The 22,344-nt window shown below is 72.1% G+C and carries 20 protein-coding genes and 4 pseudogenes; 15 read left to right on the top strand and 9 right to left on the bottom strand.

Translation table 11 applies throughout. The features are described from left to right. Positions 1-961 precede the first annotated feature (961 nt). From ABT116_RS24380 to ABT116_RS24350, 7 genes are all read left to right on the top strand, one after another. Positions 962-2,974 (top strand): SWIM zinc finger family protein, encoded by a 2,013-nt coding sequence (locus tag ABT116_RS24380; protein ID WP_351637498.1) that lies wholly within the window; start codon positions 962-964, stop codon positions 2,972-2,974. Between the two features lie 218 nt (positions 2,975-3,192). Then, entirely contained in the window at positions 3,193-4,377 is a 1,185-nt protein-coding gene (locus tag ABT116_RS24375; protein WP_351637494.1) for a carboxylate-amine ligase, read from the top strand. A gap of 269 nt (positions 4,378-4,646) precedes the next feature. After that, a complete protein-coding gene (locus tag ABT116_RS24370; RefSeq protein ID WP_351637491.1) occupies positions 4,647-6,431 on the top strand; it encodes an N-acetylglutaminylglutamine amidotransferase in 1,785 nt (594 codons plus the stop codon). Between the two features lie 14 nt (positions 6,432-6,445). Next, entirely contained in the window at positions 6,446-8,638 is a 2,193-nt protein-coding gene (locus tag ABT116_RS24365) for a S9 family peptidase (RefSeq protein WP_502983928.1), read from the top strand. 121 nt (positions 8,639-8,759) lie between these two features. Further along, entirely contained in the window at positions 8,760-8,912 is a 153-nt protein-coding gene (locus ABT116_RS24360) for a hypothetical protein (RefSeq protein ID WP_351637487.1), read from the top strand. A gap of 126 nt (positions 8,913-9,038) precedes the next feature. Next, entirely contained in the window at positions 9,039-9,776 is a 738-nt protein-coding gene (locus ABT116_RS24355; protein ID WP_351637485.1) for a YqjF family protein, read from the top strand. A gap of 126 nt (positions 9,777-9,902) precedes the next feature. Continuing rightward, on the top strand, positions 9,903-10,307 hold the full coding sequence (locus ABT116_RS24350) for a hypothetical protein (protein WP_351637481.1): 405 nt from the start codon (positions 9,903-9,905) through the stop codon (positions 10,305-10,307). Between the two features lie 75 nt (positions 10,308-10,382). Here the strand turns inward: ABT116_RS24350 and ABT116_RS24345 are convergent, their stop codons facing one another. Beyond that, on the bottom strand, positions 10,383-10,916 hold the full coding sequence (locus ABT116_RS24345) for a hypothetical protein (protein WP_351637478.1): 534 nt from the start codon (positions 10,914-10,916) through the stop codon (positions 10,383-10,385). A 134-nt stretch (positions 10,917-11,050) separates the two neighbouring features. Between ABT116_RS24345 and ABT116_RS24340 the strand changes: the two genes are divergently transcribed. Beyond that, the gene (locus ABT116_RS24340; RefSeq protein ID WP_351637475.1) at positions 11,051-11,674 is read left to right on the top strand and encodes a hypothetical protein; all 624 of its coding nucleotides are present in this window, start codon (positions 11,051-11,053) and stop codon (positions 11,672-11,674) included. 84 nt (positions 11,675-11,758) lie between these two features. Here ABT116_RS24340 and ABT116_RS24335 read toward each other — a convergent pair whose 3' ends face one another. From ABT116_RS24335 to ABT116_RS24305, 7 genes are all read right to left on the bottom strand, one after another. Next, positions 11,759-12,007, bottom strand: coding sequence for a hypothetical protein (locus ABT116_RS24335; protein WP_351637472.1), 249 nt, complete (start codon positions 12,005-12,007; stop codon positions 11,759-11,761). Further along, complete coding sequence (locus ABT116_RS24330; RefSeq protein WP_351637469.1) at positions 12,004-13,026, bottom strand: cytochrome c oxidase assembly protein; 1,023 nt, start codon at positions 13,024-13,026, stop codon at positions 12,004-12,006. Before ABT116_RS24330 ends, ABT116_RS24335 begins: the two co-directional genes overlap by 4 nt. 14 nt (positions 13,027-13,040) lie before the next feature. Beyond that, positions 13,041-13,532 (bottom strand): DUF2243 domain-containing protein, encoded by a 492-nt coding sequence (locus ABT116_RS24325; protein WP_351637465.1) that lies wholly within the window; start codon positions 13,530-13,532, stop codon positions 13,041-13,043. 323 nt (positions 13,533-13,855) lie between these two features. Then, on the bottom strand, positions 13,856-14,119 hold the full coding sequence (locus tag ABT116_RS24320) for a hypothetical protein (protein WP_351637461.1): 264 nt from the start codon (positions 14,117-14,119) through the stop codon (positions 13,856-13,858). A gap of 83 nt (positions 14,120-14,202) precedes the next feature. Continuing rightward, positions 14,203-14,877 carry a hemerythrin domain-containing protein gene (locus ABT116_RS24315; protein WP_351637457.1) on the bottom strand — a complete coding sequence of 225 codons (675 nt, stop codon included), beginning with the start codon at positions 14,875-14,877 and terminating at the stop codon, positions 14,203-14,205. A gap of 163 nt (positions 14,878-15,040) precedes the next feature. Next, a complete protein-coding gene (locus ABT116_RS24310) occupies positions 15,041-15,445 on the bottom strand; it encodes a RecQ family zinc-binding domain-containing protein (RefSeq protein ID WP_351637454.1) in 405 nt (134 codons plus the stop codon). Beyond that, positions 15,370-15,696: a hypothetical protein gene (locus ABT116_RS24305; RefSeq protein WP_351637496.1), complete on the bottom strand. Its 327-nt coding sequence runs from the start codon at positions 15,694-15,696 to the stop codon at positions 15,370-15,372. Before ABT116_RS24305 ends, ABT116_RS24310 begins: the two co-directional genes overlap by 76 nt. A gap of 387 nt (positions 15,697-16,083) precedes the next feature. On the opposite strand from ABT116_RS24305, the gene ABT116_RS24300 reads away from it, so the two are divergent. Then, positions 16,084-16,659 carry a hemerythrin domain-containing protein gene (locus tag ABT116_RS24300; RefSeq protein ID WP_502983927.1) on the top strand — a complete coding sequence of 192 codons (576 nt, stop codon included), beginning with the start codon at positions 16,084-16,086 and terminating at the stop codon, positions 16,657-16,659. A 57-nt stretch (positions 16,660-16,716) separates the two neighbouring features. Continuing rightward, positions 16,717-17,296 (top strand): annotated as a pseudogene (locus tag ABT116_RS24295) (DinB family protein). Positions 17,297-18,194: 898 nt separating this feature from the next. Here the strand turns inward: ABT116_RS24295 and ABT116_RS24290 are convergent. Further along, positions 18,195-18,684: pseudogene (locus ABT116_RS24290) on the bottom strand (ATP-binding protein). Between ABT116_RS24290 and ABT116_RS24285 the strand changes: the two are divergent. From ABT116_RS24285 to ABT116_RS24260, 5 genes and pseudogenes are all read left to right on the top strand, one after another. Beyond that, positions 18,684-18,886: pseudogene (locus tag ABT116_RS24285) on the top strand (ATP-binding protein); the annotation flags it as partial. The pseudogenes ABT116_RS24290 and ABT116_RS24285 sit on opposite strands and share 1 nt — an antisense overlap. A 546-nt stretch (positions 18,887-19,432) precedes the next feature. Next, positions 19,433-19,636: a cold-shock protein gene (locus ABT116_RS24275; RefSeq protein ID WP_003973099.1), complete on the top strand. Its 204-nt coding sequence runs from the start codon at positions 19,433-19,435 to the stop codon at positions 19,634-19,636. A gap of 343 nt (positions 19,637-19,979) precedes the next feature. After that, positions 19,980-21,473, top strand: coding sequence for a DEAD/DEAH box helicase (locus tag ABT116_RS24270; protein ID WP_351637449.1), 1,494 nt, complete (start codon positions 19,980-19,982; stop codon positions 21,471-21,473). A 46-nt stretch (positions 21,474-21,519) separates the two neighbouring features. After that, positions 21,520-21,923, top strand: a pseudogene (locus tag ABT116_RS24265) (CBS domain-containing protein). Between the two features lie 50 nt (positions 21,924-21,973). After that, on the top strand, positions 21,974-22,282 hold the full coding sequence (locus tag ABT116_RS24260; RefSeq protein ID WP_161065176.1) for an SCO5918 family protein: 309 nt from the start codon (positions 21,974-21,976) through the stop codon (positions 22,280-22,282). The last annotated feature ends 62 nt before the right edge of the window (positions 22,283-22,344 follow it).

The following is a 22,344-nucleotide window of genomic DNA, read 5'->3' as shown; positions in this document are numbered from 1 at the left end:
GAGTCCTCCCTCACGGAACTGACGGACCGGGAGCTGTCCGACCTGGTGTCCCTGCGGAGGTCGTCATGACGTCCCACCAGGGCTGCGAACCGCACGCCCCGCCGTCCTCGCCGAGTACGTCATGAGCGCCCGCCCGTCCGACGAGGCCCGCCGTGCGCTGCGCGAGGCCCGGGAACGAGCGGCCCAGGACCCCGCTCCGGCCCCGGCCGCCCGCCCGGAGCCGCCGTCCCCCTCCGACGGAGCGGCAGACCAGGGGGCGCCCAGGCCGGCGGACGCGGCACGGGAGGCACTGCGAAGGGCGGTGTCCGAGCACCGGGGGAGTGGACGGGCGGACGCCGATGCCTTCGACTCCGCTGATCCCTCCGAGGGCGCCGGCGCGGCCGGTGACGCCGGTGGTTCCGGGGTGGCCGCCGGCGGGCGGGCGGTCGGTGGTGTGTCCGGGGGTGCCGGTGGTTCCGGGGTGGCCGGCGGTGGGCGGGCCGGCGGCGGCGCGCCCGAGGTCAGCAGCGCCACCGACGGCTCCGGCGGGCAGGAGGGGGCAACTGTCGGCGGGCAGGAGGGGAGGCCTGTCCCCGAGGCGGACGGTGGTGGTCCCGAGGGCGCCGGTGCACCCCATGTCGACAGTGCGCCTGACGGCCTCCCGGCGGCCGTGACGCCGGAGCCCCAGGCATCCGGTGACCAGCAGACGAGCCCTCCGGAGGCCACTCCGGCCCCTGCGGATTCCTCCGGTCGGGCGGGGACCGGGCGGCGGGCCGCGGACGTTGCGCGCGAGGCGCTGCGCGCGGCCCGGGACGACGCGCGGCGGGCCCGGGAGGAGACGGAGCGGGAAGGTGCCCGCCGCCGGCGCCGGGCCCGGCAGAGCGCCGTGGACGAGAGAGCAGCGGCTGCGCGACGAGCGGCCGCGGACGTCCCTGGCCGGGGTGCGCGTGACGTGGCGCAGCTGCTCTCCGGCGCATTCCTGATGCCGGACCTGCCGGACCTGCCCGACACGGCCTCCGACGACCATCAGCCGACGGCCGGGCGGTCCGGCCGGTCCGCCCGCCTGACCGACCTGCTGCACGGCGACGCCGACCAAGCCGCGGGGAGGCCGCAGAGCGGGCACGGCCCGGCCGCGCCGACCCGGGAGACGCCCCACAACACCCAAAGCCCAAGGCCCCGAACCGGCGCCCAGGACCCCTCCTCCACCCCGCCCGGGACCGGCGCCCCCGGGACCGGCGCCCCCCAGACCGGCGCCCCCGGGGCCGGCGCCCCCGGGGCCGGCGCCCCCGGGACCGGCGCCCCCGGGGCCGACGCCCCCGGGACCGGCGACTCGGCATCCCGCGATCCGGGCTCGGCCCTGCCCACCGTCGACTCGGCACCTGGTGATGCGGACCGGGCCCTGCCCACCGGCGACTCGGCCCCCCGTGATCCGGACTCGGACCCGCCCACCGGCCACACAACGCCCCGTGCCCCCGGCCCCGCCGCCCCGCACAGCGCCGACCCGGTGACACCGTCCACCGCCGCCCCGCACAGCGCCGACCTGGTGACACCGTCCACCGCCGCCCCGCACACCGCCGACCCGGTGACGCCGTCCCCGGCATCCACCCCGGCCCCGCCCCACGCCCGCCCCCACCACCCCTCTCCTCAGAGCTCCGCACCAGTGACCTCGGCGCCCACACCGGCCCCGTCCTCAACCTCGGCGTCCGGCACCCCTCGCCCCTCCCGAACCCCCCGCTCCATGGCCGCCCCGGCGCGCGACCACGAACTCCGCCGCACCTTCCCGCCCCTCCCACCCCCGGACGGCGACCGCTTCGCCGAGAGCTGGTGGGGAAACGCCTGGGTCGGAGCGCTGGAGCAGGGCGCGCTGGACGTGAAGCGGCTGGAGCGCGGGCGCGGGTACGCGGGGCAGGGCCATGTCGACGCCATCACCGTGACTCCCGGACTGGTGCTGGCCTACGTCCAGGGCAGCCGCCCCCGCCCGTACCGCGTCCAGGTACACCTGCGCACACTCGACGACACCGACTGGGACCGTTTCCTGGACACCGCCGCCGACCGCCCCGGGCACATCGCGGCGCTGCTCGACAAGGAGATGCCCCAGTCCCTCGCGGAGTGCGGCGTGCCGCTGCTGCCCGGTCCCGGCGACCTGGAGCCCCGGTGCAGCTGCCCCGACCGCGGCCACCCCTGCAAGCACGCGGCCGCCCTCTGCTACCAGACCGCCCGGCTGCTCGATGCCGACCCCTTCGTGCTGCTCCTGCTGCGTGGCCGGGGCGAACGGGAGCTGCTCGACGCGCTGTCCCGGCTGAGTGCCACCCGTGCCGCTCGCGCCGCACAGGACAAGGGCCCGGCGCCCCTGCCCGGCGTGCGGGCCGCCGAGGTCCTCGCCTCGCGCGCCCTCCCGCCCCTCCCCGCTCCACTGCCTCCGCTCGCGCACCCCGAGCAGCCCCCGGCCTACCCGGCGGCCCCCGGCGGCCCGGACCCCTTCGCGCTGGACCAGCTGGCGACGGACGCCGCCGCCCGCGCCCACGCCCTGCTCGGCACCGGCCGTGACCCGGTCGGGCGGCTGACCTTCTGGCAGGACGCGGTCCGTCTGGCCGCCGCCCGCCCCGGGGCGGGACTCACCGCCGGTACCCGGGCGCTGTACGCGTCCCTCGCCTCCGCGGCGGGCCGCACCACGTCCGAGCTGGCCCGCGCGGTAGCAGCCTGGCGTCAGGGCGGACTGGAGGGCCTCGCCGTACTGGAGGAGCCGTGGGACCCGCCCGCCGGCCGGTTCGACCGTGCCAGGCCCCTGCTCCTCGCCGCCGACCTGCCCGCCTTCCGGCCCTGGCGCAACCACCTCACCCACCCCCAGGGCCACGTCCAGCTCCGTCTCGGCCGCGACGGCCTCTGGTACGCCTACGAGTCCGAGCCGGGCCAGGACGACTGGTGGCCGAGAGGCACCCCGGACCTGGACCCGGTCGGCGCCCTCACCGGCCTAGGCCTGCCCGGCGACCTGTGAGGGCACCGGGCAGGAGCCACACGACAGCCTCACTCCTTCGCTGCCGGCGTCGTCCATCCCACGTGCTCATCTGTGGGGCCGGCGTGTCACATGGGCAGTGCTGAGCTTATCCGCGGGTGAGCTGGGAACTCAGAGCACATCACAGCCGCCCGTCGTCAAGGGCCGGGTCTCGTACCGCCCCGAGGGCAGCGCTCGGATCCCTAGGAGTGATTTTGACCATGCGCATCGGGGTGGAGGAGGAGTTCCACGTCCTGGAGGTGGAGAGCGGACTGCTCGTGCCGCGTGCCGACGCGATCCTGCGACGGCTTCCCCGGGGGACCTTCACGGAGGAACTGCACCAGTGCACCGTGGAGACCAACAGCGCGGTGCACGGATCCCTGCACGACCTGTACGCCGACCTCAGCCGCCTGAGACGGCAGCTGGACGCGGCCGCCTCCTCGCAGGGGCTGGCCGTGGTGGCCGCGGGGACGGCCCCACTGGCGCCCGCGGCCGCCGCGAACCCCACCGCCGACGCCCGCTACCACCACATGGCCGAGGAGTACCGCAGGGTCGCCGACGAGCAGCTCATCTGCGGCGCCCAGGTCCATGTGGACGTGCCCGACCGCGACACCGCCGTACGCGTCATGTGCGAGGTCTCGCCCTGGCTGCCCGTCCTGCTGGCCGTCTCCGCGAGTTCGCCCTTCTGGCAGGGGGCCGACACGGGGTACGCGAGCTGGCGTTCCATGGTGTGGCAGCGCTGGCCCACCGCGGGGCCGGCCGGCTGTTTCTCCAGCGCGGCCGAGTACGACGCGGCGGTGGACGACTTCATACGGGCCGGGGTCATCAGCGACGCGGGGATGATCTACTACGACGTCCGTCCCTCTGCCCATCTGCGAACGCTGGAACTGCGCATATGTGATGCCTGCCCGCGTGCCGAGACCGTCGTGCTCATCGCCGGGCTCTTCCGCGCCCTGGTGACCGAGGCCCGCGAACGGCTGCGCAGGCACGACCCTGCATGCGCGGGTCGGCACGAGTGGCTGCGGGGCGCGACATGGCGTGCCGCCCGATCCGGGCTCGAAGGCGCCCTGGTGGACCCCGAGACCCACCGCGAGGCACCGGCACGCCAGGTCCTGCGCAAGATGCTCGTCCGACTCCGGCCCGCCCTGGAGGCCCACGGGGACTGGCACACCGTTCGGGCGCTGACCGAGGCGGTCCTCGCGGACGGAAGCGCCGCCCGGCGCGTCCGCCGTACGGCACAGGAGGAGGATCTCCTCGGGTGTGTCGACATGCTGATCGCCGAGACCCGTGGCGAACGCGCACACCGCCGGTGCACGCCGCCCGGCCGCGGGCTCACCCCGGCCGTCGCCGCGCGCGGCCCGCGCTCCTCCGCCGGTTCCGGGGCGCCGGAGGCCATCGGCCCCTGACCAGCGGTGCGTGCCATGAGACCGCCACCGGTCCCACAGCCTCCGCGTACAGCAGCCCCCCGCAGGCGCTCGCCGCCTCGGCGGCACGGCCTTCTCGGGCAACAGCGCCCGCCGTGCGTCCTGCCCCGTTGCAGAACGTGTGTCCTGTCCCCGCGCAGAAAGGGTTTGGTCATGTCGTGCAGCACCGCCCGTATCCCGGCAGAAGGGCGGGCGCCGGTAGTCGCGTCGCGGCGCACCGTCGCCGGTACCGGGAAGGGAGGCGGGATGCCATGTGCGGTCTGAGCGGGGAGATCCGCTTCGACGGCCGGCGGCCCGACCTGGCGGCCGTCGGACGCATGACCGACCGGCTCGCCGCCCGTGGACCCGACGGGCAGGGCACCTGGACACGGGGCGCGGTCGCGCTGGGACACCGGCGACTGAAAATCATCGACCTGTCGGACCGGGGAGGGCAGCCGATGACGGACGCCCGGGGAGAGGTCACCGGCGTCTTCAACGGCTGCGTGTACAACTATCCGGAGCTGCGAGAGGAGTTGCGCCGCCTCGGGCACCGCTTCCGGTCGACCTCGGACACGGAGGTGATGCTCAACGCCTACCTGCAGTGGGGCACCTCCTGCGTCGAGCACTTCTGCGGCATGTTCGCCTTCGCGATCGTCGAGCACCGGACCGGCCGCGTGATCCTCGCCCGGGACCGCCTCGGCATCAAGCCGCTGTACCTGGCACGGACACCTGACCGGCTGCGGTTCGCCTCCACGCTGCCCGCCCTCCTCGCCGCAGGAGACGTCGACACCTCACTCGATCCGGTCGCCCTCCACCAGTACCTGAGCTGGCACGCCACGGTCGCGGCACCACGCACCGTCGTCAACGGCGTGCGCAAGCTCCCCCCGGCCACGGTGCGGGTCGTCGAACCCGACGGCACCCACAAGGATCACTGCTACTGGCAGCCGTCCTACACACGCCGGGCGGAATGCGCCGGCATGGGCGCGGACGAATGGCGGGACGTGGTGCTGGACGCGCTGCGCACGGCCGTGCGCCGCCGCATGGTCTCCGACGTACCGGTCGGGGTGCTGCTCTCCGGCGGACTCGACTCCAGTCTGATCGTCGCTCTGCTGGCCGAGGAGGGGCAGCGCGACCTGATGACGTTCAGCGTCGGGTTCGAGACGGAGGGCGGCGAGAAGGGCGACGAGTTCCGGTACTCCGACCTCGTGGCCCGGGAGTTCGGCACCGACCACCGCCGGATGATGGTTCCCTCCGAGCGGGTCTCCACGGCGCTGGACGGGGCGGTCGCGGCGATGAGCGAGCCGATGATCAGCCACGACGTGGTCGCCTTCCACCTGCTGTCCGAGCAGGTGTCCAAGGAAGTGAAGGTCGTGCAGAGCGGGCAGGGCGCCGACGAGGTCTTCGCCGGCTACCACTGGTACCCGCAGCTGGCCGAGGTCCCCCGTGACGACGAACCGGAGCGCTACGCCGAGACGTACTTCGACCGGTCGCACGCCGATCTCGGCCGGATCCTGCGGCCGGAGCTGCTGCCCCCCGACGACGTCTCGGGCGACTTCGTCCGCCGTCACATGGCCGTACCGGGGGCGCAGACCGCGCTGGACGCCGCGCTCCGCCTGGACACGCACGTGATGCTCGTCGACGACCCCGTCAAGCGAGTCGACAACATGACCATGGCCTGGGGCCTGGAGGCCCGCGTGCCCTTCCTCGATCACGAACTCGTGGAACTGGCGGCGGCCTGCCCGCCGGAACTCAAACTGGCCGACGGCGGCAAGGGCGTGCTGAAGGAGGCGGGCCGCAAGCTCCTGCCGAGCGAGGTCGTCGACCGCCCCAAGGGCTATTTCCCGGTACCGGCCATCCGGCACATGGCAGGACCCGTCCTGCAGCGCGTGCGCGAGGCACTCGAGGCACCGGAGGCCAAGCAGCGCGGGCTGTTCCAGGAGTCGTATGTCGCCGAGCTCCTCGAGGCGCCCGACGAGCACCGCACCGGGCGGGGCGCGAACGCTTTGTGGCAGATAGCTTTGCTGGAGATATGGCTGCAGACCCACGGAATCACGTGACCGAACACTGGGGCATGCGGGCGGTGGACGGCCCGGCGCCGGTCCTCCCTGCTCCCGGGACACTCGGTCCGGCACTCGTGCCGGTCCAGGACGGCAGGACAGGGGACCGGCCGGGCGCCGCCGACGCCGCCGCGCCCGCGCCGGCGCCGGTGGTGCTGCCCGAGTCGGGTGGCCCCCGAGACGCAGTGACCCGGCTGGGCGCGCACGGCTGCTGGTACCCCTCCGCCAACGCCGACGGCACCGAGGCGGCCTTCATCTGCGACCGGGGCGGCGTCCCCCAGCTGTGGGGCGGACCCGTCGCCGGCGACGAGGTGCGCCTGCTCGACTCCTCACCGGATCCCGTCAAGGAGGTGTCCTGGTCACCGGACGGCCGCTGGATCGCGTACACCACCGCGCCGGGCGGGGGCGAACACACGCGCGTGCTGTGCGTACGGCCCGACGGCACCGGCCGCCGCATCCTGGCCGGGGCCGACCCGGCCAGTTCCGCCCACCTGGGGTGCTGGGCGCACGACGGCTCGGCCGTCTCCGTCACCGTCGCGGCTCCGGCCGCCGCCGTCCAGCCGGGCCTCGTGGGGCGGACCCTGCTGGACCACGGCCCGGCGGACGGCCTGCTCGCCGGGGCCCGCCCGGGGGCCGACTGGGCGGACCGGGACGGTCACGCGACGCTCCTCGGCCCGGCCGCGTACGACGCCGCATCGAGGGCGGCGCCGAACGGAACGCCGGCCACGGCTGCCGCTGCCCGGCCCGACGGCGGCCTGTCGGTCTACCTGATCGATCCCGACGCCCTCGCGTCCCCGGTGCTGCTCACCACGGAGACACACGCCGCCTCCCTGCGCGCGTGCGACCTCAGCCATGACGGCCGCTTCGCACTGCTGCGCCGGGGGCCGCGCGGACGGCGCGAGGCGGTCGTCCGCCGCACCGCCGACTCGGCGACCACCTTCGCCCTGCCGGTCGCCGACGGCGACCCGTGGATCGGACGGTTCTCCCCGGACGGGCGGACGCTGTGGCTGCGCAGCAACGCCGACCGGGAGTACGCGGCGCTCTTCGCCGTCGCCCTGGACGCCGACGGAAGGCCGGAGGGTACGTCCGTCAAGGCGGAACGCGACGGAAGCGATCTCGAACTCCTGGCGCTCGCGCACGACGGCCGTACCGCCGCGCTGGCATGGAACGTGCAGGGCGCCTGCGAGCTGGAACTCGTCGAGACCTTCCCGACCGGGCACGCCCCCGACGAGGTAGGCCCGGCACGCCCCCTCCCCCTGCCCCACGAGGTCGTCACCCGCGTGACCGCCGCCGGAGCCGGGCGACTGCTGCTCGCGCTGTCCGGGTCGCAACGCCGCCCGGGTGTCTGGCGGGCCCACGAAGGCGTGTCCGTGCTCCGCACGCCCTGGTCCGCCGCGGACGAGGACACCGTCCCGCCGGGCCGCCCACCGGTACGCCCCGTCCCCATGCGTCTGACGGCACGGGACGGGCTGCCCCTGAGCGGCTGGTACTACAGGGCGCCGGGGCGCGCCCCCGACGAACCGGCACCGTGTGTCATCCACCTGCACGGCGGTCCGGAGGAACAGGAACGCCCGGTGTTCAACCCGCTCTACCACGAGCTGATCGGGCGCGGCCTGGACGTCTTCGCCCCCGACGTCCGGGGATCCCTGGGACACGGCCGGTCGTTCGTCGACGCCGACCTGGGCGCGGGCCGTTTCGCCGCGTTCGACGACGTCGCCGACTGCGCGGCCCACGCGGTCACCGCGGGCCCCGCCGATCCGACGCGGCTGGCGGTCATGGGCCGCTCGTACGGCGGCTATCTGACGTTCGCCTCCCTCGTGTGGCACCCGGATCTCTTCCGCACCGGAGTCGCCGTCTGCGGCATGTCGGACTACCTGACCTTCTTCGCCGGTACGGAGCCCTGGATCGCGGAGTCCGCGGCGCACAAGTACGGCCACCCGGAGCGCGACCGCGAGCTGCTGCGCGACCTGTCACCGATGAGCCGTATCGAAGCGCTGCGTGTTCCGCTGCTCGCCGTCCACGGCGAACACGACACCAACGTGCCACCGGGGGAGTCCCGGCAGTTCGTTCGGGCAGCGCGGGAACGGGGCGTCCACGCCGAACTGCTGACCCTGCGCGACGAAGGTCACGACTTCCTGCGCGCGGACAACCGGCGCCTGTTCCGCCGGGCCGCCGCGGACTGGATGGAACGGCACCTTCGGGTGTGACATCGGGGCCGCCCCGTGCCGCCGCCCATGGGACGGTGCGCAGTGCCTTCGCATGGACGGTACCTGGGACGGACGACTGGGCTGCTCGTCCTCGGCCTGAGGGGCGACGAAGGAGGAAACCGTGCAGCGGCCTGATGAAGAACTGCTGGATTTCGACACCGGGGCGGCGGCCGAAGGCCGGCGCACCGACACGGACGCGCGCTACAAGGCGGGCTACACCCAGGCCCTGCGCGACACGGCCGCGTTCCTGCGGCAGACCTACTACCTTCCCTGAGCCGCGCGAGGCGCTTCGCCCGGACGCCCGGCGTGCTGGCCCTCTTCAAGATCTGGCCGGCGCCGACCGCCCGCCGTCCCCGGCCCCGTGGGTTTCCTTCGATCGTGCGCGGGGGACCCGACGCCCGTGGTGGCTTACGGGGCAGAGCAGCGGGTGCGCCTGCCGGCGCTGCGGGCGGGCTGGCTGACGCAGACGTTCGTCCACTGGCCGTTCCGGCCTGAGGCGGTCCAAGCGCTCCTGCCCGGGGGACTGGTGGTGGACGAGTACGAGGGGGCCGCCTGGGTGGGGCTCACCCCCTTTGTCATGGCGGACGTGCGACCACCCGGTGTTCCCGCCTCGCTGCCCGGCCTGCCGACGTTCGCCGAGACCAACCTGCGCACGTACGTACGGCGGCACCGTGACGACCGGGACGGGCTCTGGTTCCTGTCCATCGAGGTCGCCTTCCCCCCGATGGTTGCGGCCCGCGCCATCGGCGCACCGTACAACCCGGGCACCCTCCGCGTGTCGAAGGACGGGGACACCGTCTCGTACTCCGGCTCCCGATGGATCGGTGACGCCTCCTACCGCCTGGTCGTCCGGCCTGGCGACCCGATCGATCCGACGGAGCGTGACGTGTGGCTGACCTCGCGCTGGCGGGCGTACACCAGCAGGCTCGGCATGCTCTGGGAGACGCCCGTCGAACACGAGCCGTGGCCGCTGGCGGGCGCCGCCGTCGATGGACTGGAGGAGACGCTGACCGCCGCGGCGGGGCTCCGGGAAGCCCCCCTCGGTGAGCCCCTGGTGCACTTCTCAAAAGGAGTCAGGCATGTACGGCTCGGGCCCTCCAGACCGTGCGTCCCGGAGCGCGTCCACCAGCCGTCCTGACACGCCGTCTCCGGTTCGGCGCCGAGGGACCCCTCCGTCACCCGAGGTCACGACGACGGTCGAACTCGGCCCGGAGCGAGGGCGCTGGGCAGGGGTACCCGGCCGGAACCTACGGAGGGATGTCCCTTGAGCAGAACCGGAGTGCGGGAGCCCGCCCACACGCTCGCGGTCGCGCACGGTGCCTTCAACATCGTGGGCGGACTGTGGCCCCTGCTGCACCTGCGCAGCTTCGAGTGGGTCTTCGGCCCGAAGGCCGACGTGTGGCTGCAGATGACGACGGGCGGACTGCTCGCCTCCGCCGGCGTCGCCCAGCTCGCGGCGGCCGAGGACTCGCAGGGCCCGGCCCATGCCCGCCGCATCGGGCTGGGCACCGCCCTGACCCTGCTGGCCGTCGATCTGGTCTACGTCCCCAAGGGGCGGATCCGGCCGACGTACCTCCTCGATGCCGCGATGCAGACCGGATGGATCGCCGCCTGGCTTCGTTCGTCCCCCGCGCGGAGTGCGCGGGACGTCGGGAGCGGCCGACGGTGAACCAGCGGTTCCCGCTCAAGATCCGTACCCGGCCGGTAACGCCTGCTCTGAACCGCGTCGCTCGGACCGCCGGATTCAGGCCCCGTAGGCATGCCTGCGGGGCAGGGGTCCGACGTGGGCGTTGCGGCCGGGGCGGGCGGCGGCGTGGCGCTGTCCGGGGCCCGGGCCGCCGCGGGCGGCCAAGGCGTCGGCGACGGCACCCGTGGCGAAGGCGTAGACGGCCTTGTGCAGCAGGTCCACGACGAGTTCCTTGCGGGGCCAGGTCTGCGGTGGGGCGCCGACGCCCGTCGCGTTCTCCAGGATCTGGTCGTTGGTGAGGCGGACGACGGCGAACTTGGCGGAGGCGACGGGTCCGCGCAGTCCGGCCTGGGCCATGACCGAGCGGAGCACCCCGAGGAGGGCGGCCTGGCCATAGTGCATGCCCCAGTTGACCGGCAGCGGCTGGGGGCCGGGTCGTTCGGGCAGACCGGTCAGCCGCTGCAGGACACGAGCGGGCACATGGGAGTCGGGCCGACCGGTGACGGCCTGCTCGATCTTCTCGCCGAGGGTCATCACCACCCCTCCGGCGGTACCCGCGAGCAACCCCTGCCACAGTGCGCGCTTGATCATGCCCTGGCGGGTACCCCTGTACGACCGCCTTCACCCACCGGTCACGCGGCAGTCGGCGTCCCGGTGGGCGCCGGTGCGCGGATCCTAAGACACCCCGAGCGGACCATGTCAGTGCCTGGTGACAGGATCCGAGGGTGCTGATCAAGGGATACGACGGCGGCCCGCTGGTGGCGGGCGAGTCACTGCTGGCCCGCCCGGGCTTCTGGTCGAATTACCTTCTGGCGATGTGCAGTGACGGGGCATGTGCCGAGCGGCCGGCTCCGGAGTGGTTCGGCGATGACGGCGCCGATGCCGATGCCATGTCCGAGGTCCTCTTCGATCCCGAACACTGGCCGGTGTTCCGGGTGCCGGCCGAAGACGGTCCCGGAGCTGTGGTGATCTACCGCAACCTGGTCGGCGACTACGGCACCGACTACCTCCTCACCCACCCGGACAGGAGCTACGCCCAGCAGATCGCCAGCTGGGAAGGAGATTTCTCGGGGATCGGCCTGACGTGGCGCGAACTGGTCCGCATCGCTGACTCTTCTTCCGCAGCGGCCGAAGGCGTCCAGGACACAGCCGCCCGCTTGCTGCTGCTCCTTCCCCTCCTTACCGACCCGGACCTGCCGGAAGCAGCCCCGGCAAGGCTCACCGCCACTTTGAGTGCGGCCGGCGCGCCGCAGGACATGGCCCCCATCGCGGCGGAGCACCTGCTGGCCCACCTGGAGAGAAGGTCCCGACATGATCCCACCTGGGAGTCTCCTCTGAGCGGCAGCTGAGCGGCAGGCCAACCCTCACGGCTGACGGCCGGAACGGGCCGGCGCCGCCCGCCGTCCCGGGGGCCGAGCGCCAGGACGGCCGTCTCAGGCGCCGAGCCGTGTGGCAGCGGTGTCCAGACGAGCGGCGGTCTCCTCGAGGTCCCGCCGGGACGGTGTGGTGGTGCCGAGCCGGGTGGCGAGATCGCGCTGGGAGACGATCTCCAGGGCTCCTCGGTAGCGTTCGCTGTCCAATGCCGACGCCGGAACGACCGCGACGGTGCCGGCGGTGAGGATCAGTGTGGCGTCATCGGCGTCGGATCCGAGCAGCGCCTCGATGTGCTCAGGACGGATCATGAGGGTGTCTCCTTCCCGGTGGTGATCACCGCTGTCGTTCCTCGCGACGGGGCGGGGGACCGCAGCCCTGCCGCGGCCCTGTCGTGCAGGGAACCCAGCGTCTCGCTCTGCTGCCGGGCCCTGTGCAGCAGCTGGTGCAGACGCCCCCAGTCCAGATGCCGACGGTGACCGAGTGCCCCGGTTGGGCCGGTCAACCTCTGTTTGGAGCTGGTTGCGGCAGCCCCACGTCGGTTGCGACGGGCGCGGGCACGTCCGCCCGCCGCGTACCAGCCCACCCCCAGCACCACCGCCAGGGCCGCGTCCACCAGGTCGCCGCCGTAGTACATCCATCGGACGCCGCTGTACAGGTCGGCACGAGTGAAGTCGGTGCCGGGCGGCGGCAGTGCGTACAGGGTCTTGGCGAGCACCGCGTGCGCGGCGCCGGCGGCCAGCAGGGTGGCACCGCGTACGGCGACACTCCAGCGGCGGCGCACCGGATCGAGCTGGCATACGGCGAAGGTGAACACGAGCCCTGCCGCCAGCATGTGCGCGTGCACCACACCGTGCAGGAACGGCTGGTGCCGCATTGCCGCGAACAGCTCCGTCCGATACAGCAGCCAGAGGCCGCCCACGTCCAGCAGGGCCGCCAGCGGTGGGAGGACGAGCCGGCCGACGGGACGGGAGCGCGCGAGGACCAGCAGGCGTCGTCGTGCCCGGCCGGGCCTGAGGGCTCGCAGGGCGAGGGTGAGGGGGCGGGCCACGACGAACAGCAGCGGGGCGGCCATGCCCAGGAGGAGGTGCTGGATCATGTGTCCGGTGAACGGTCCTCCCGGCACCGTTCCCCCCGACGCCCAGGCCGTACCGACGCCCCCGGCGGTGAACGACACATCCCGCCACCGGGGCCAGGCGTCCCCGCGGCGCCGCAGACGCCCCGCGGCCAGCAGATACGCCACCGCCACCAGCAGCGCGGCCACGACGGTGAGCAGCTGGCCCGTCCCGGGTCCGGTGGCCGGGCCGGGGTGGACGTGCGCGATTGTCACGACGTGCGCGAGTGTCACGACTCCGGCCCGGCCCCGCCGCGGCGGGCGGCGCGCAGGGCCAGGACCACGCCGATGAGCAGCAGGACCAGACCTGTGATGTTCCACGCCCAGTCGTACGGAGTGACATCCACCCCGTAGCGGATCTGGTGCAGACGCAGCAGTTTGTGATCCACGATTCCGTCGAACAGCTGGAAGGCGCCCAGCCCGAGGAGGAAGCCCGACCACGCGTGGGCCGAAGACAGGGCCCTGCGGCGGCGCAGATCGGCGTAGAGGAAGAACCCCGCGACCAGAGCCAGCAGTTCGGCGGTGTGCAGCAGTCCGTCGGACAGCAGGCCCACGCCGGAGGTGGAACGATCGTAGAAGTGGTGCCACCCCAGGATCTGATGGAAGACGATCTCGTCGACGGAGGCCATGACCGCTGCCCCGATCAGCGCGCAGACGGCCATGGACCTGCGGGTCGCGGAGCCGGTGCCCGGTGCGGTGTCGGACCGGACGGAGTCGCTCATGGCTCTTCCTTCCTGCCGTACGACGACGTCCGGCGTCGGCTGGGGATGCCGGCGTCGGGTACCCGCCAGGACAAGGTCAAGCACCATCACACCGGCCCGCGCAGGAGAGGAGAACACGCCTCGGGACAGGGAGGAGAGGAACGCCGTCCAGGCTCGGCCTCGCAGGAGCCGCTGCCCGGTTCCCGCGCCAACCGGCATCGCGATGGTCACTCAATCGGCGGCACAGCGAGGACCTCGGGCGGATTCGGCGCGCGGACGGCCAGTAGTCCGGGGGCCGCAGGGACGCCTTGCTGGGCGATCACCGCTGCCGGGCGGCGTCGTCCCTACGTCGATGTCGGGGTCTCGTCGCCCTCTCCGCTGTCCGGTTCGGCGCGCTTGTCGGCGCCCGTCTCCAGGTAGCCGGGGTCGTCGCCCGCGACCCGGCCCACGAAGACGTCGTTGGGCGTCGTCCCCGTCGTGCTGTGCCGGTCCGCCGCCTCGGTGTCCGGCTTACCGCCCGTGTCCTCCGACCGGCCCGAACGGACCTCTGCGGAGGGCTCGTTCGTGCGACCCCCCAGGTGTTCGCGGACCCATGACCACACGGACATGATGCCTCCCGATCAGAAGATGCGTGCCGACGTCGACGGCCTGCCCGCGCTGCCCTCGGCACTCGGCGCCGCACCCGGTTGATTCAACGTCGTCTGCGGCGCATCGCGACGGCCGCGACCAGCACCAGGACCCCGGCGAGCCCGGTGAACACCTTCCTGGCCGCACCCGTGGACGTACTCAGTCCGAAGGCGTCGCGCATCCGGTCGTGGAGACCGAGCGGCACACCCAGGACCGCGTTGCCGGGCGGGCGCCGCGGGATGACGGGGTGGGGGTGGGTGGGCGCGCTGCGCCGCACCGTGTCCCATGCCGTGCCGAGCCGGCGCAGCTGCGCGGCGGGCAGCGCTTCCTGCAACCGGGGCAGCACGAGGTCCTCCTCGTCGCGGATGTCCTGCCGTATCAGTGCGAAGACCCGCCGTACCTTCTCCTCACGCTCAGGAGAACCCGGACCCAGGCGTTCGATGTCGGCGACGAGATCGTTGATCTGCTGGTGTTCCTCCTCGACCCGCAAGGTCAGCTCGTGCCCGTCCCCGACCGAGCGCCGGACAGCCGGCCACAGCACGGTCTCCTCGGCGAAGGCATGGCTGAAGACCAGCTGGACGGTCTCCTGCAGGACCCGTTCGCGGTCCTCGCCGCCGGCCAGGTCCTGGTAGCGGCCCATCAACCTGTCCATCTCGGCATGATCACGGCGTTGCCGGGCCAGCACGCTGCCCGGGCCGCCCAGTTGCTCAACCGTCTGCTCTTTGATCGTCTCGGGCATGGATCTCTCCTCTGCGCGGACCGGCAGCAACGCCCGTCCGCCCCAGTGGCTGCCGGCCGTGTCCGGTGGCGGGTACCCCGACGCGGCGAGGCACACCGTTTGTGGTGCTTTCACCTGTTGCTCGGCCCGGTCGCGGCCCCGCTCGGTCCGGTCGCCGGGCGCATCAGGTACCGGTGAGCAAGTCGCCCTCCTGTACTGCTGTCAGGGACAGCGTCTTGTAGCCGACCTTCTCGAACAGCACGACGAGGCGGTCCTCCTCCGTGCGCATCACCGTGCCCGCACCCCACTCCGCGTGGCGCACCCGGTCGTTCGTCTCATAGGGCCCGCCGTTCCCGGGCGGGGGAGGGGAGTCCCGGTGCCCGGCCCCGGTGACGGGGAGGTCGTCCTCGCGGTCGCACACGTCGCACCGCCCGCACGGGTCGTCGAGCTGCTCGCCGAAGTAGCCCAGAAGGTACCGGCGGCGGCAGGTGGGCGTCTCGGCGTGGCCGCGCATCATCTCGATGCGCGAGCGGTCGACGCGCCGCCGCCGCTCGAGAGGGACCCAGTTCCCGCAGCTGTTCCACGACACTGTCCTTGGCCAGCTGCTCGGGGGACAAGCACAGGTATTCGGCATCCCCGTCCCGGATCGCCCGCCAGTCCCTGTCGGTGGCCGACCGGGGCTGTGCCGAGTTCACGGCCACGGCGTCCGGTGCCGCGCTCTCCCGCAGGCCGGCGACCTGGTCGTTGCAGGGCGATCAGCGGCGACACCACGACCGCGGGACCACCGAGCATGACGGTCGGCACCTGATAGATCGCCGACTTGCCGGAACCGGTGGGCATGACGACCAGCACGTCGCGGCCGCCGAGCAGTGCCTCCATCGCCTCCGTCTGCTCGGGGGCCAGGTCGCTCCACCCGAACCGTTTCCTGGCGACGCGGCGCGCTTCGGCCATCCGGTCCTGCACGCCCATCGCGACGCCCCCTTCACGGCTCGGCACTCCTGGGACCCGGCCCGGGTCCCCCCCGTGGCCGGCCGCGATGCGGAGCGGCGCGCCGCAGCCGTGCTAGGCCGAGATCCCGGCTGCCCGTCCTGGGTGATCACCTGCGCCGTTCGGCCCCGCGCGGTCGCGGTCGCCCGTCACCAGGGAGAACCTGGACGAAGCCCAGGTGCCCGCTGTCTGCGGGCCGACGCCGCCCGCACCCCAAGGGAGGATCTCTTGACCGACGCCATGCCCCACCTCGACGACGCCGGCGAGAACGACGACGTCGTGGCACTGCTGAAGCAGCAGCACAACCACATCCGTGATCTCTTCGCCGAGGTCGAGAACGCCACCGCCGACGACCGGGCGGAGGCATTCCGCAGGCTCGTCCGCCTGCTGGCCGTCCACGAGACCGCCGAGGAGGAAGTGGTCCACCCTTCGGCCCGCCGTCTCCTGGAGGACGGTGAGCAGGTGGTCGACGACCGTCTCGAGGAGGAGAGAGCCGCGAAGGAGAAGCTGAGCCGGCTCGATGACATGGACCCCGACGACCCCGGGTTCATGCCCGCCTTGCGGGAACTGCGCGCGGACGTGCTCCAGCACGCGGCTTCGGAGGAACAGTACGAGTTCCCCGGGCTGCGCGAGAAGGCCGGAGCGCAGCAGCTTGCCATGATGGCCACGGCTGTCCGTGCTGCCGAGGCCATGGCGCCCACCCGCCCGCATCCGGGAGTGGAGACGGCGGCGGAGAATGTCGCCGTCGGACCCGTGGCAGCCGTGATCGACCGGACTCGTGACGCCGTCCGCAAGGCGATGGGCAAGGACAGCTGATCAGGGCCACGTACGGGATCTTGAGACCACGAGCAGGCAATGGCAGGCTCGTGCCGCATGATCGATGTATTCGCCAAAGACACCCTGCACGGGAGACTGCGGCGGGACCGCAAGGCGCTGCTCTGGAAACTCGACGGCTTGTCCGATTACGACGCCCGCCGACCGTTGACAGCGACCGGGACCAACCTCCTCGGCCTGGTCAAACACGTGGCAACCGTCGAGGCCAGGTACTTCGGCGAGGTCTTCGGCCGCCCTTCCCCGGATCCGCTGCCCCGGTGGCAAGGACTCCAACGGCAGCGATCTGTGGGCGACCGAGGACGAGACCCGCGATCAGATCATCGGGTTCTACCGGCGCACGTGGGAACACTCGGACGCGACGATCGACGAGCTTCCCCTCGACGCCCCCGGCCACGTGCCGTGGTGGCCGGAGCCTCATGCCGACACGAACCTGTTCGCCGTCATGGTCCATGTCCTCGGCGAGTCCGTCCGGCACGCCGGGCACGCCGATATCCTGCGCGAGGGCCTCGACGGCCGGACCGGGTTGCGCGCCGAACACGAGAAGCAGATCGACGAGGAAGCCCGTGCAGCCTGGTGCGCGAAGATCGAGCAGGCTGCCAGGTCGGTCGCAGCGACCTGAAGTTCCCCCGCAGCGAGCTCGGCACACCCTCGTCGTACGGTCTACTGGCTGGTTAGCGGACCTGGGCGCGGGGTGTCCTATCCGGTCGTGATGGCGCTGGATGCGGCGTGACGGCCACAGCGCCGAGAGATCATCCGATGCCTCAAGCGATACGCCGCTCGAGAGGTGTTCAACTTGGTCGGAACGGTGTCCAGCGCCCCTCGTTATAGGGGCGTCTGTGAGAGCGGAGTGCGACGAGAAGCCCGGCAGGTGCGGCCCGGGCGGGGTTTCTGAGTAGGTGGGCCTCAGTGTCCGCCGTGAGCACCGTTGCACTCGGTTTCTCCTCTCTCGAGTACCCGAAGCAAGGGTCGCGGTGAACGCCACGCGTCTTACGGCCGACGGGGACCATCCGACCCGGGAACTCTTCGCGACCAACCAGGTCAGCCTTCGCCCCTGCAAAGCCCAACGCCTTTGGAGGCGCCCGCGGCACCGTCTGTTCCCTCCGATGGTGCGTGGACCGCGTGGAGCGACCGCTACGGCACTGCCGGAGGCGACGGTCGCCAGCCTGCCACGCGTCACCGCCGAGGACTCTGCCTTGTCGCGGTCGGCAGGTTCCCGGCTGACGCCGTCTGGTGGCGTGTTGACCTCGGCTGAGGACCCTGCTGTGCGCCGAGGGCGCCCTGCCGGTAACTGCGCTGACGCCGACCGGACTTGCCTGCGTGCAGGGGTGGGCTCCTTCTGGCAGGAGGAGCCCACTTCGGGGGGTGCGTGAGGGTTATTCCGTGCGCAGGCCCCTCCGGGCGCATCATCCGCAGCAGTGGCACGCTGAGCAGCGTGACCGCGCCGACCACGGCCGCGCCCACGCCGGTCACCGTTCGCCGCCTGACGTCGCCGCTCGCGGCGCTGCCAGTCGGCGGCGTCACCCCGCACGCCGGCACCGTGCCCACCCCGACCGCTCCTCGCCGAATTCGCCCCTGTAGCGCCCCGCTTCACGCCAGGTCGTCAGGGAAGGCGGTGAGGCCGACGGGAGCGCAGGCTGTCGCTGGGGGCGGCGCCCGGTGATGTCCCCGCCGGGGTCGTCGGGCAGAGCGATGCGGGCGGTGATGCGTTTGCCGACCGGCTCCCGCTGGGCCTCGACGCCCTGCGCGACGGCCATGACGATTTCCAGGCCGTGCTGCCCGACTCTGTCGCAGTTCCATCAGCACGGGGCCGGGGGCGTACTTGAGGGCGTTGGTGACCAGCTCGCTGACCACCAGTTGGGTCAGGTCCATTGCGTGAGCGGACACCGGCAGGTTGTACTCCGCCTGGACACGGGTGAGGAAGTCCACCGCCCGGTCGCGTGCCTCAGCGATCACGTGCCCGTCACCGTCCAGGGCGACGGTGTCCTGTATCTGAGGGGCGTCCGGCATCACGCTGGGGGCTGGAACATTGGTGTTCACCACAGAGCTGATCGTCAGCGAGCTGGTCACCGACATCATCCGCGGCGGCGCCCCAGTGGGTCTGCGCCTGATCCGGGATCAACGTCTGATCTGCGAGGTCTCCGCTCCCAGTCAGACGCAGCCTCATCTGCGACGGGCCCGGTGGACGGACGAAGGCGGCCGCGGTCTGCTGTCGGAGTAGTACTCGAAGGCGTCCCGTCGGCATGCGCGGGAGTGCGAACGGTTCATCCAGCACTCCGAGAGCCTGATCACCCGGGCCGCCATCACCCTCATGGCCAGGCGCCTTACCCATCTGAAGAGGTGGGCTCGCTCATTCGGGCCCGGGAACGGCAGCCGCTGCGGCGTGGTCATCCCACAGTCTCGCAGCTGCGTTTCCTGGGCGGCGGCTTTTCCCCCGGCCGTCGCGCAGCGCGCCGTCGGCAACTCTTCCTGAGACGTTGATATCTGTTCCCGAGGGATCAGATTTTGAGGGGCCGTGTAGCAGGAGTTTTTGTCGCGAAGAGCAGAGTGGAATTATCTAACGCACACGGGCCGTTCCGGCGTGCTACTGTATATCTCAGTTGCAGTTGTGGTTCCCGAAACTTCAAGTGCCCTCACCAGCTTCTGCCGGTCGGGAGCACTTTTGTATTTCCGGTCATTTCCGGGCGGGGTGATCATCGCGACGACACGGCGTCCGCACAGTGCGGATGCCGATGTACTGCCCCAAAGGAGATATGACATGGCTGCTGGTACCGTGAAGTGGTTCAACGCGGAAAAGGGCTTCGGCTTCATCGAGCAGGATGGTGGCGGCGCCGACGTGTTCGCTCACTACTCGAACATTGCCGCGCAGGGCTTCCGTGAGCTGCTCGAGGGTCAGAAGGTGAACTTCGACATCGCGCAGGGCCAGAAGGGCCCGACGGCCGAGAACATCGTTCCGGCCTGACGCTCACGCGCAATCCGTAGCTGGGGCCCGCATCCTTCGGGGTGCGGGCCCCAGCTGCATGTGTATCCCGCAGCGGCTTTCACCGCGGGACGACCCGGAGGAATCCGCAGTACCACTACAAGCGGCTCCTCCCTCAGGACGCAGACGCATCCTGAAGCGCTGCACGCAGCCGGCGCCCGGATCGCAAGGTCCCCATCGCGTCACCTCTTTCAGTACCTGTGCCCACGGATTTCTCCGCCGGCCAGATCTGCATTCTTTTGCCACCGGTCCATACTTGTAATTCTCCATGCCGTTCATCGCCGCGGGAATTCCTTGATATGTGCCACATCGAGGAAGGTTCCGCATGAACCGCACGTACACGAACGACCGCCCCGCCCGCTCCAGCGGCGGCCGCGCCGACGCCGGAATGGGCGGCAGCGGCTACGGCTCGCAGGCACCGCGTCGTACCGGAGCCCCCGTCCGCTCCGGCGGTTACGGCCGTCGGCCCGCCGCCGTGCAAGGTGAGTTCGCGCTGCCGAAGACGATCACCCCCGCACTGCCCGCTGTTGAGGGCTTCGCCGATCTCGACATGCCCGAGCAGCTGCTGGCCGAACTCGGCAGGCAGGGTGTGACCGCACCGTTCCCGATCCAGGGAGCGACGCTGCCGAACTCCCTGGCGGGCCGTGACGTACTGGGCCGCGGACGCACCGGTTCCGGCAAGACCCTGGCCTTCGGCCTCGCCCTGCTCGCCCGCACCGCTGGACAGCGTGCCGAGCCCCGCCAGCCGCTGGGGCTGATCCTCGTGCCCACGCGTGAGCTGGCACAGCAGGTGACTGATGCGCTGACCCCGTACGCCCGCTCCGTGCGGCTGCGGCTGGCCACAGTAGTGGGAGGGGTGTCGATCGGCAGGCAGGCCGGTGCACTGCGCGGCGGGGCCGAGGTCGTCGTCGCGACGCCGGGACGGCTCAAGGACCTCATCGACCGTGGCGACTGCCGGCTGAACCACGTGGGCATCACCGTGCTGGACGAGGCTGACCAGATGGCCGACATGGGCTTCATGCCCCAGGTCACCGCGCTGCTCGACCAGGTGCGTCCGGAGGGGCAGCGGATGCTGTTCTCCGCCACCCTGGACCGCAACGTCGACCTTCTGGTGCGCCGCTACCTGACTGACCCCGTCGTGCACTCCGTCGACCCGTCGGCCGGTGCGGTCACGACGATGGAGCACCACGTCCTGCACGTCCACGGCGCCGACAAGCACGCCGCCACGACCGAGATCGCCGCCCGCGACGGCCGCGTGATCATGTTCCTGGACACCAAGCACGCCGTCGACCGGCTGACCCAGGACCTGCTCAACAGCGGGGTGCGGGCTGCCGCGCTGCACGGCGGCAAGTCGCAGCCCCAGCGGACCCGCACGCTGGCGCAGTTCAAGACGGGTCACGTCACCGTGCTGGTGGCGACCAATGTCGCGGCGCGCGGCATCCACATCGACAACCTCGACCTGGTCGTCAACGTCGATCCGCCGACCGACCACAAGGACTACCTCCACCGCGGCGGCCGTACCGCCCGCGCCGGCGAGTCCGGCAGCGTCGTCACCCTGGTCACGCCGAACCAGCGCCGAGGCATGGTCCGCCTCATGGCGGACGCCGGAATCCGGCCGCAGACCACCCAGATCCGCTCGGGCGACGAGGTGCTGAGCCGGATCACCGGCGCCCAGGCCCCGTCCGGCATCCCGGTCGTCATCACCGCACCGGTGGCCGAACGCCCCAAGCGCAGCGCCTCCTCCCGAGGCCGACGCCGCCCCTCCTCGGCTACCCGGCGCACTCCCGTACGCCAGTCCGTCCTCGACGAGGTGGCCTAGAACCTTCGTGACCGTGAAGCTGACCCATCTCTACAGGAGGCACCTTTTGACGCTGGTTCAGACGCAGCCCCGCCCGGCGGACGCCGACCCGATGTACAGGACGGCGGAGGAGGTCGTGGACGCGGCCGGACCGCAGGTCTGTGACGACATGAGCGTCGAGGTGGCGCTGGCCGTCATGGCCGCCGCACGCACGGGCCGACTGGTCGTCTGCGACCAGGACGACCAGCGCATCGGCCTGGTGACCCGAACCGGCCTTACCGCCGTCCGCGACAGCGGCGCTCACACGGACCGCGTCCGCCTGCGCGACATCCTCGGCGACCACGGATCGATCACCTCCCCCGTGACCACGATGGGCGAAGCCGAGCACGCGATGAGCTCCCGACGGCTCGTGCCCTGCGAGTCGTAGACGAGCAAGGCAGCGCCCCGGGCATCCTCGCCCTCTCCCGCTGAAACGCCTCGCCCCTCGTCGGACCGTTCTTCCCTTCTCCCTGTGAGGCCACATGCGCTGCGTCATCGCCCGCTTCCCCTTCGAGCTCACCAAGGGCGGAGTGCTGGAATCGATGAAGGGCATCAAGCCCGAACCGGTCACCGGAGAATCGGTGATCATCGGCCGCCGCCACTACCCCGTCAAGCAAGTCGGCCAAGTCATCACCCGCCAGGACCGCCGTGACTTCAGCGCCGCCGAAGTCCTCCGGGCCATGACTCAGCTCGGCTTCACCTGCCGCGCCCTCCCCAAGGCCGCGCCGCTGGGCATCCCCGGCTCGCTGCAGCACGCCTCCGCGATGCTCGGCACCCCCGTGACGGTCTGACCGGGTAAACAGGCACAAGCCGACATCTGACCACCAGTGTGGGCCCGACCGGTACGCCGGTC

The organism is Streptomyces sp. NPDC002130 (genome assembly GCF_040296465.1).
Lineage (GTDB): Bacteria > Actinomycetota > Actinomycetes > Streptomycetales > Streptomycetaceae > Streptomyces.
Note: the sequence above shows the minus strand (reverse complement) of the source record. Positions and strands in the feature narration are given on the sequence as shown.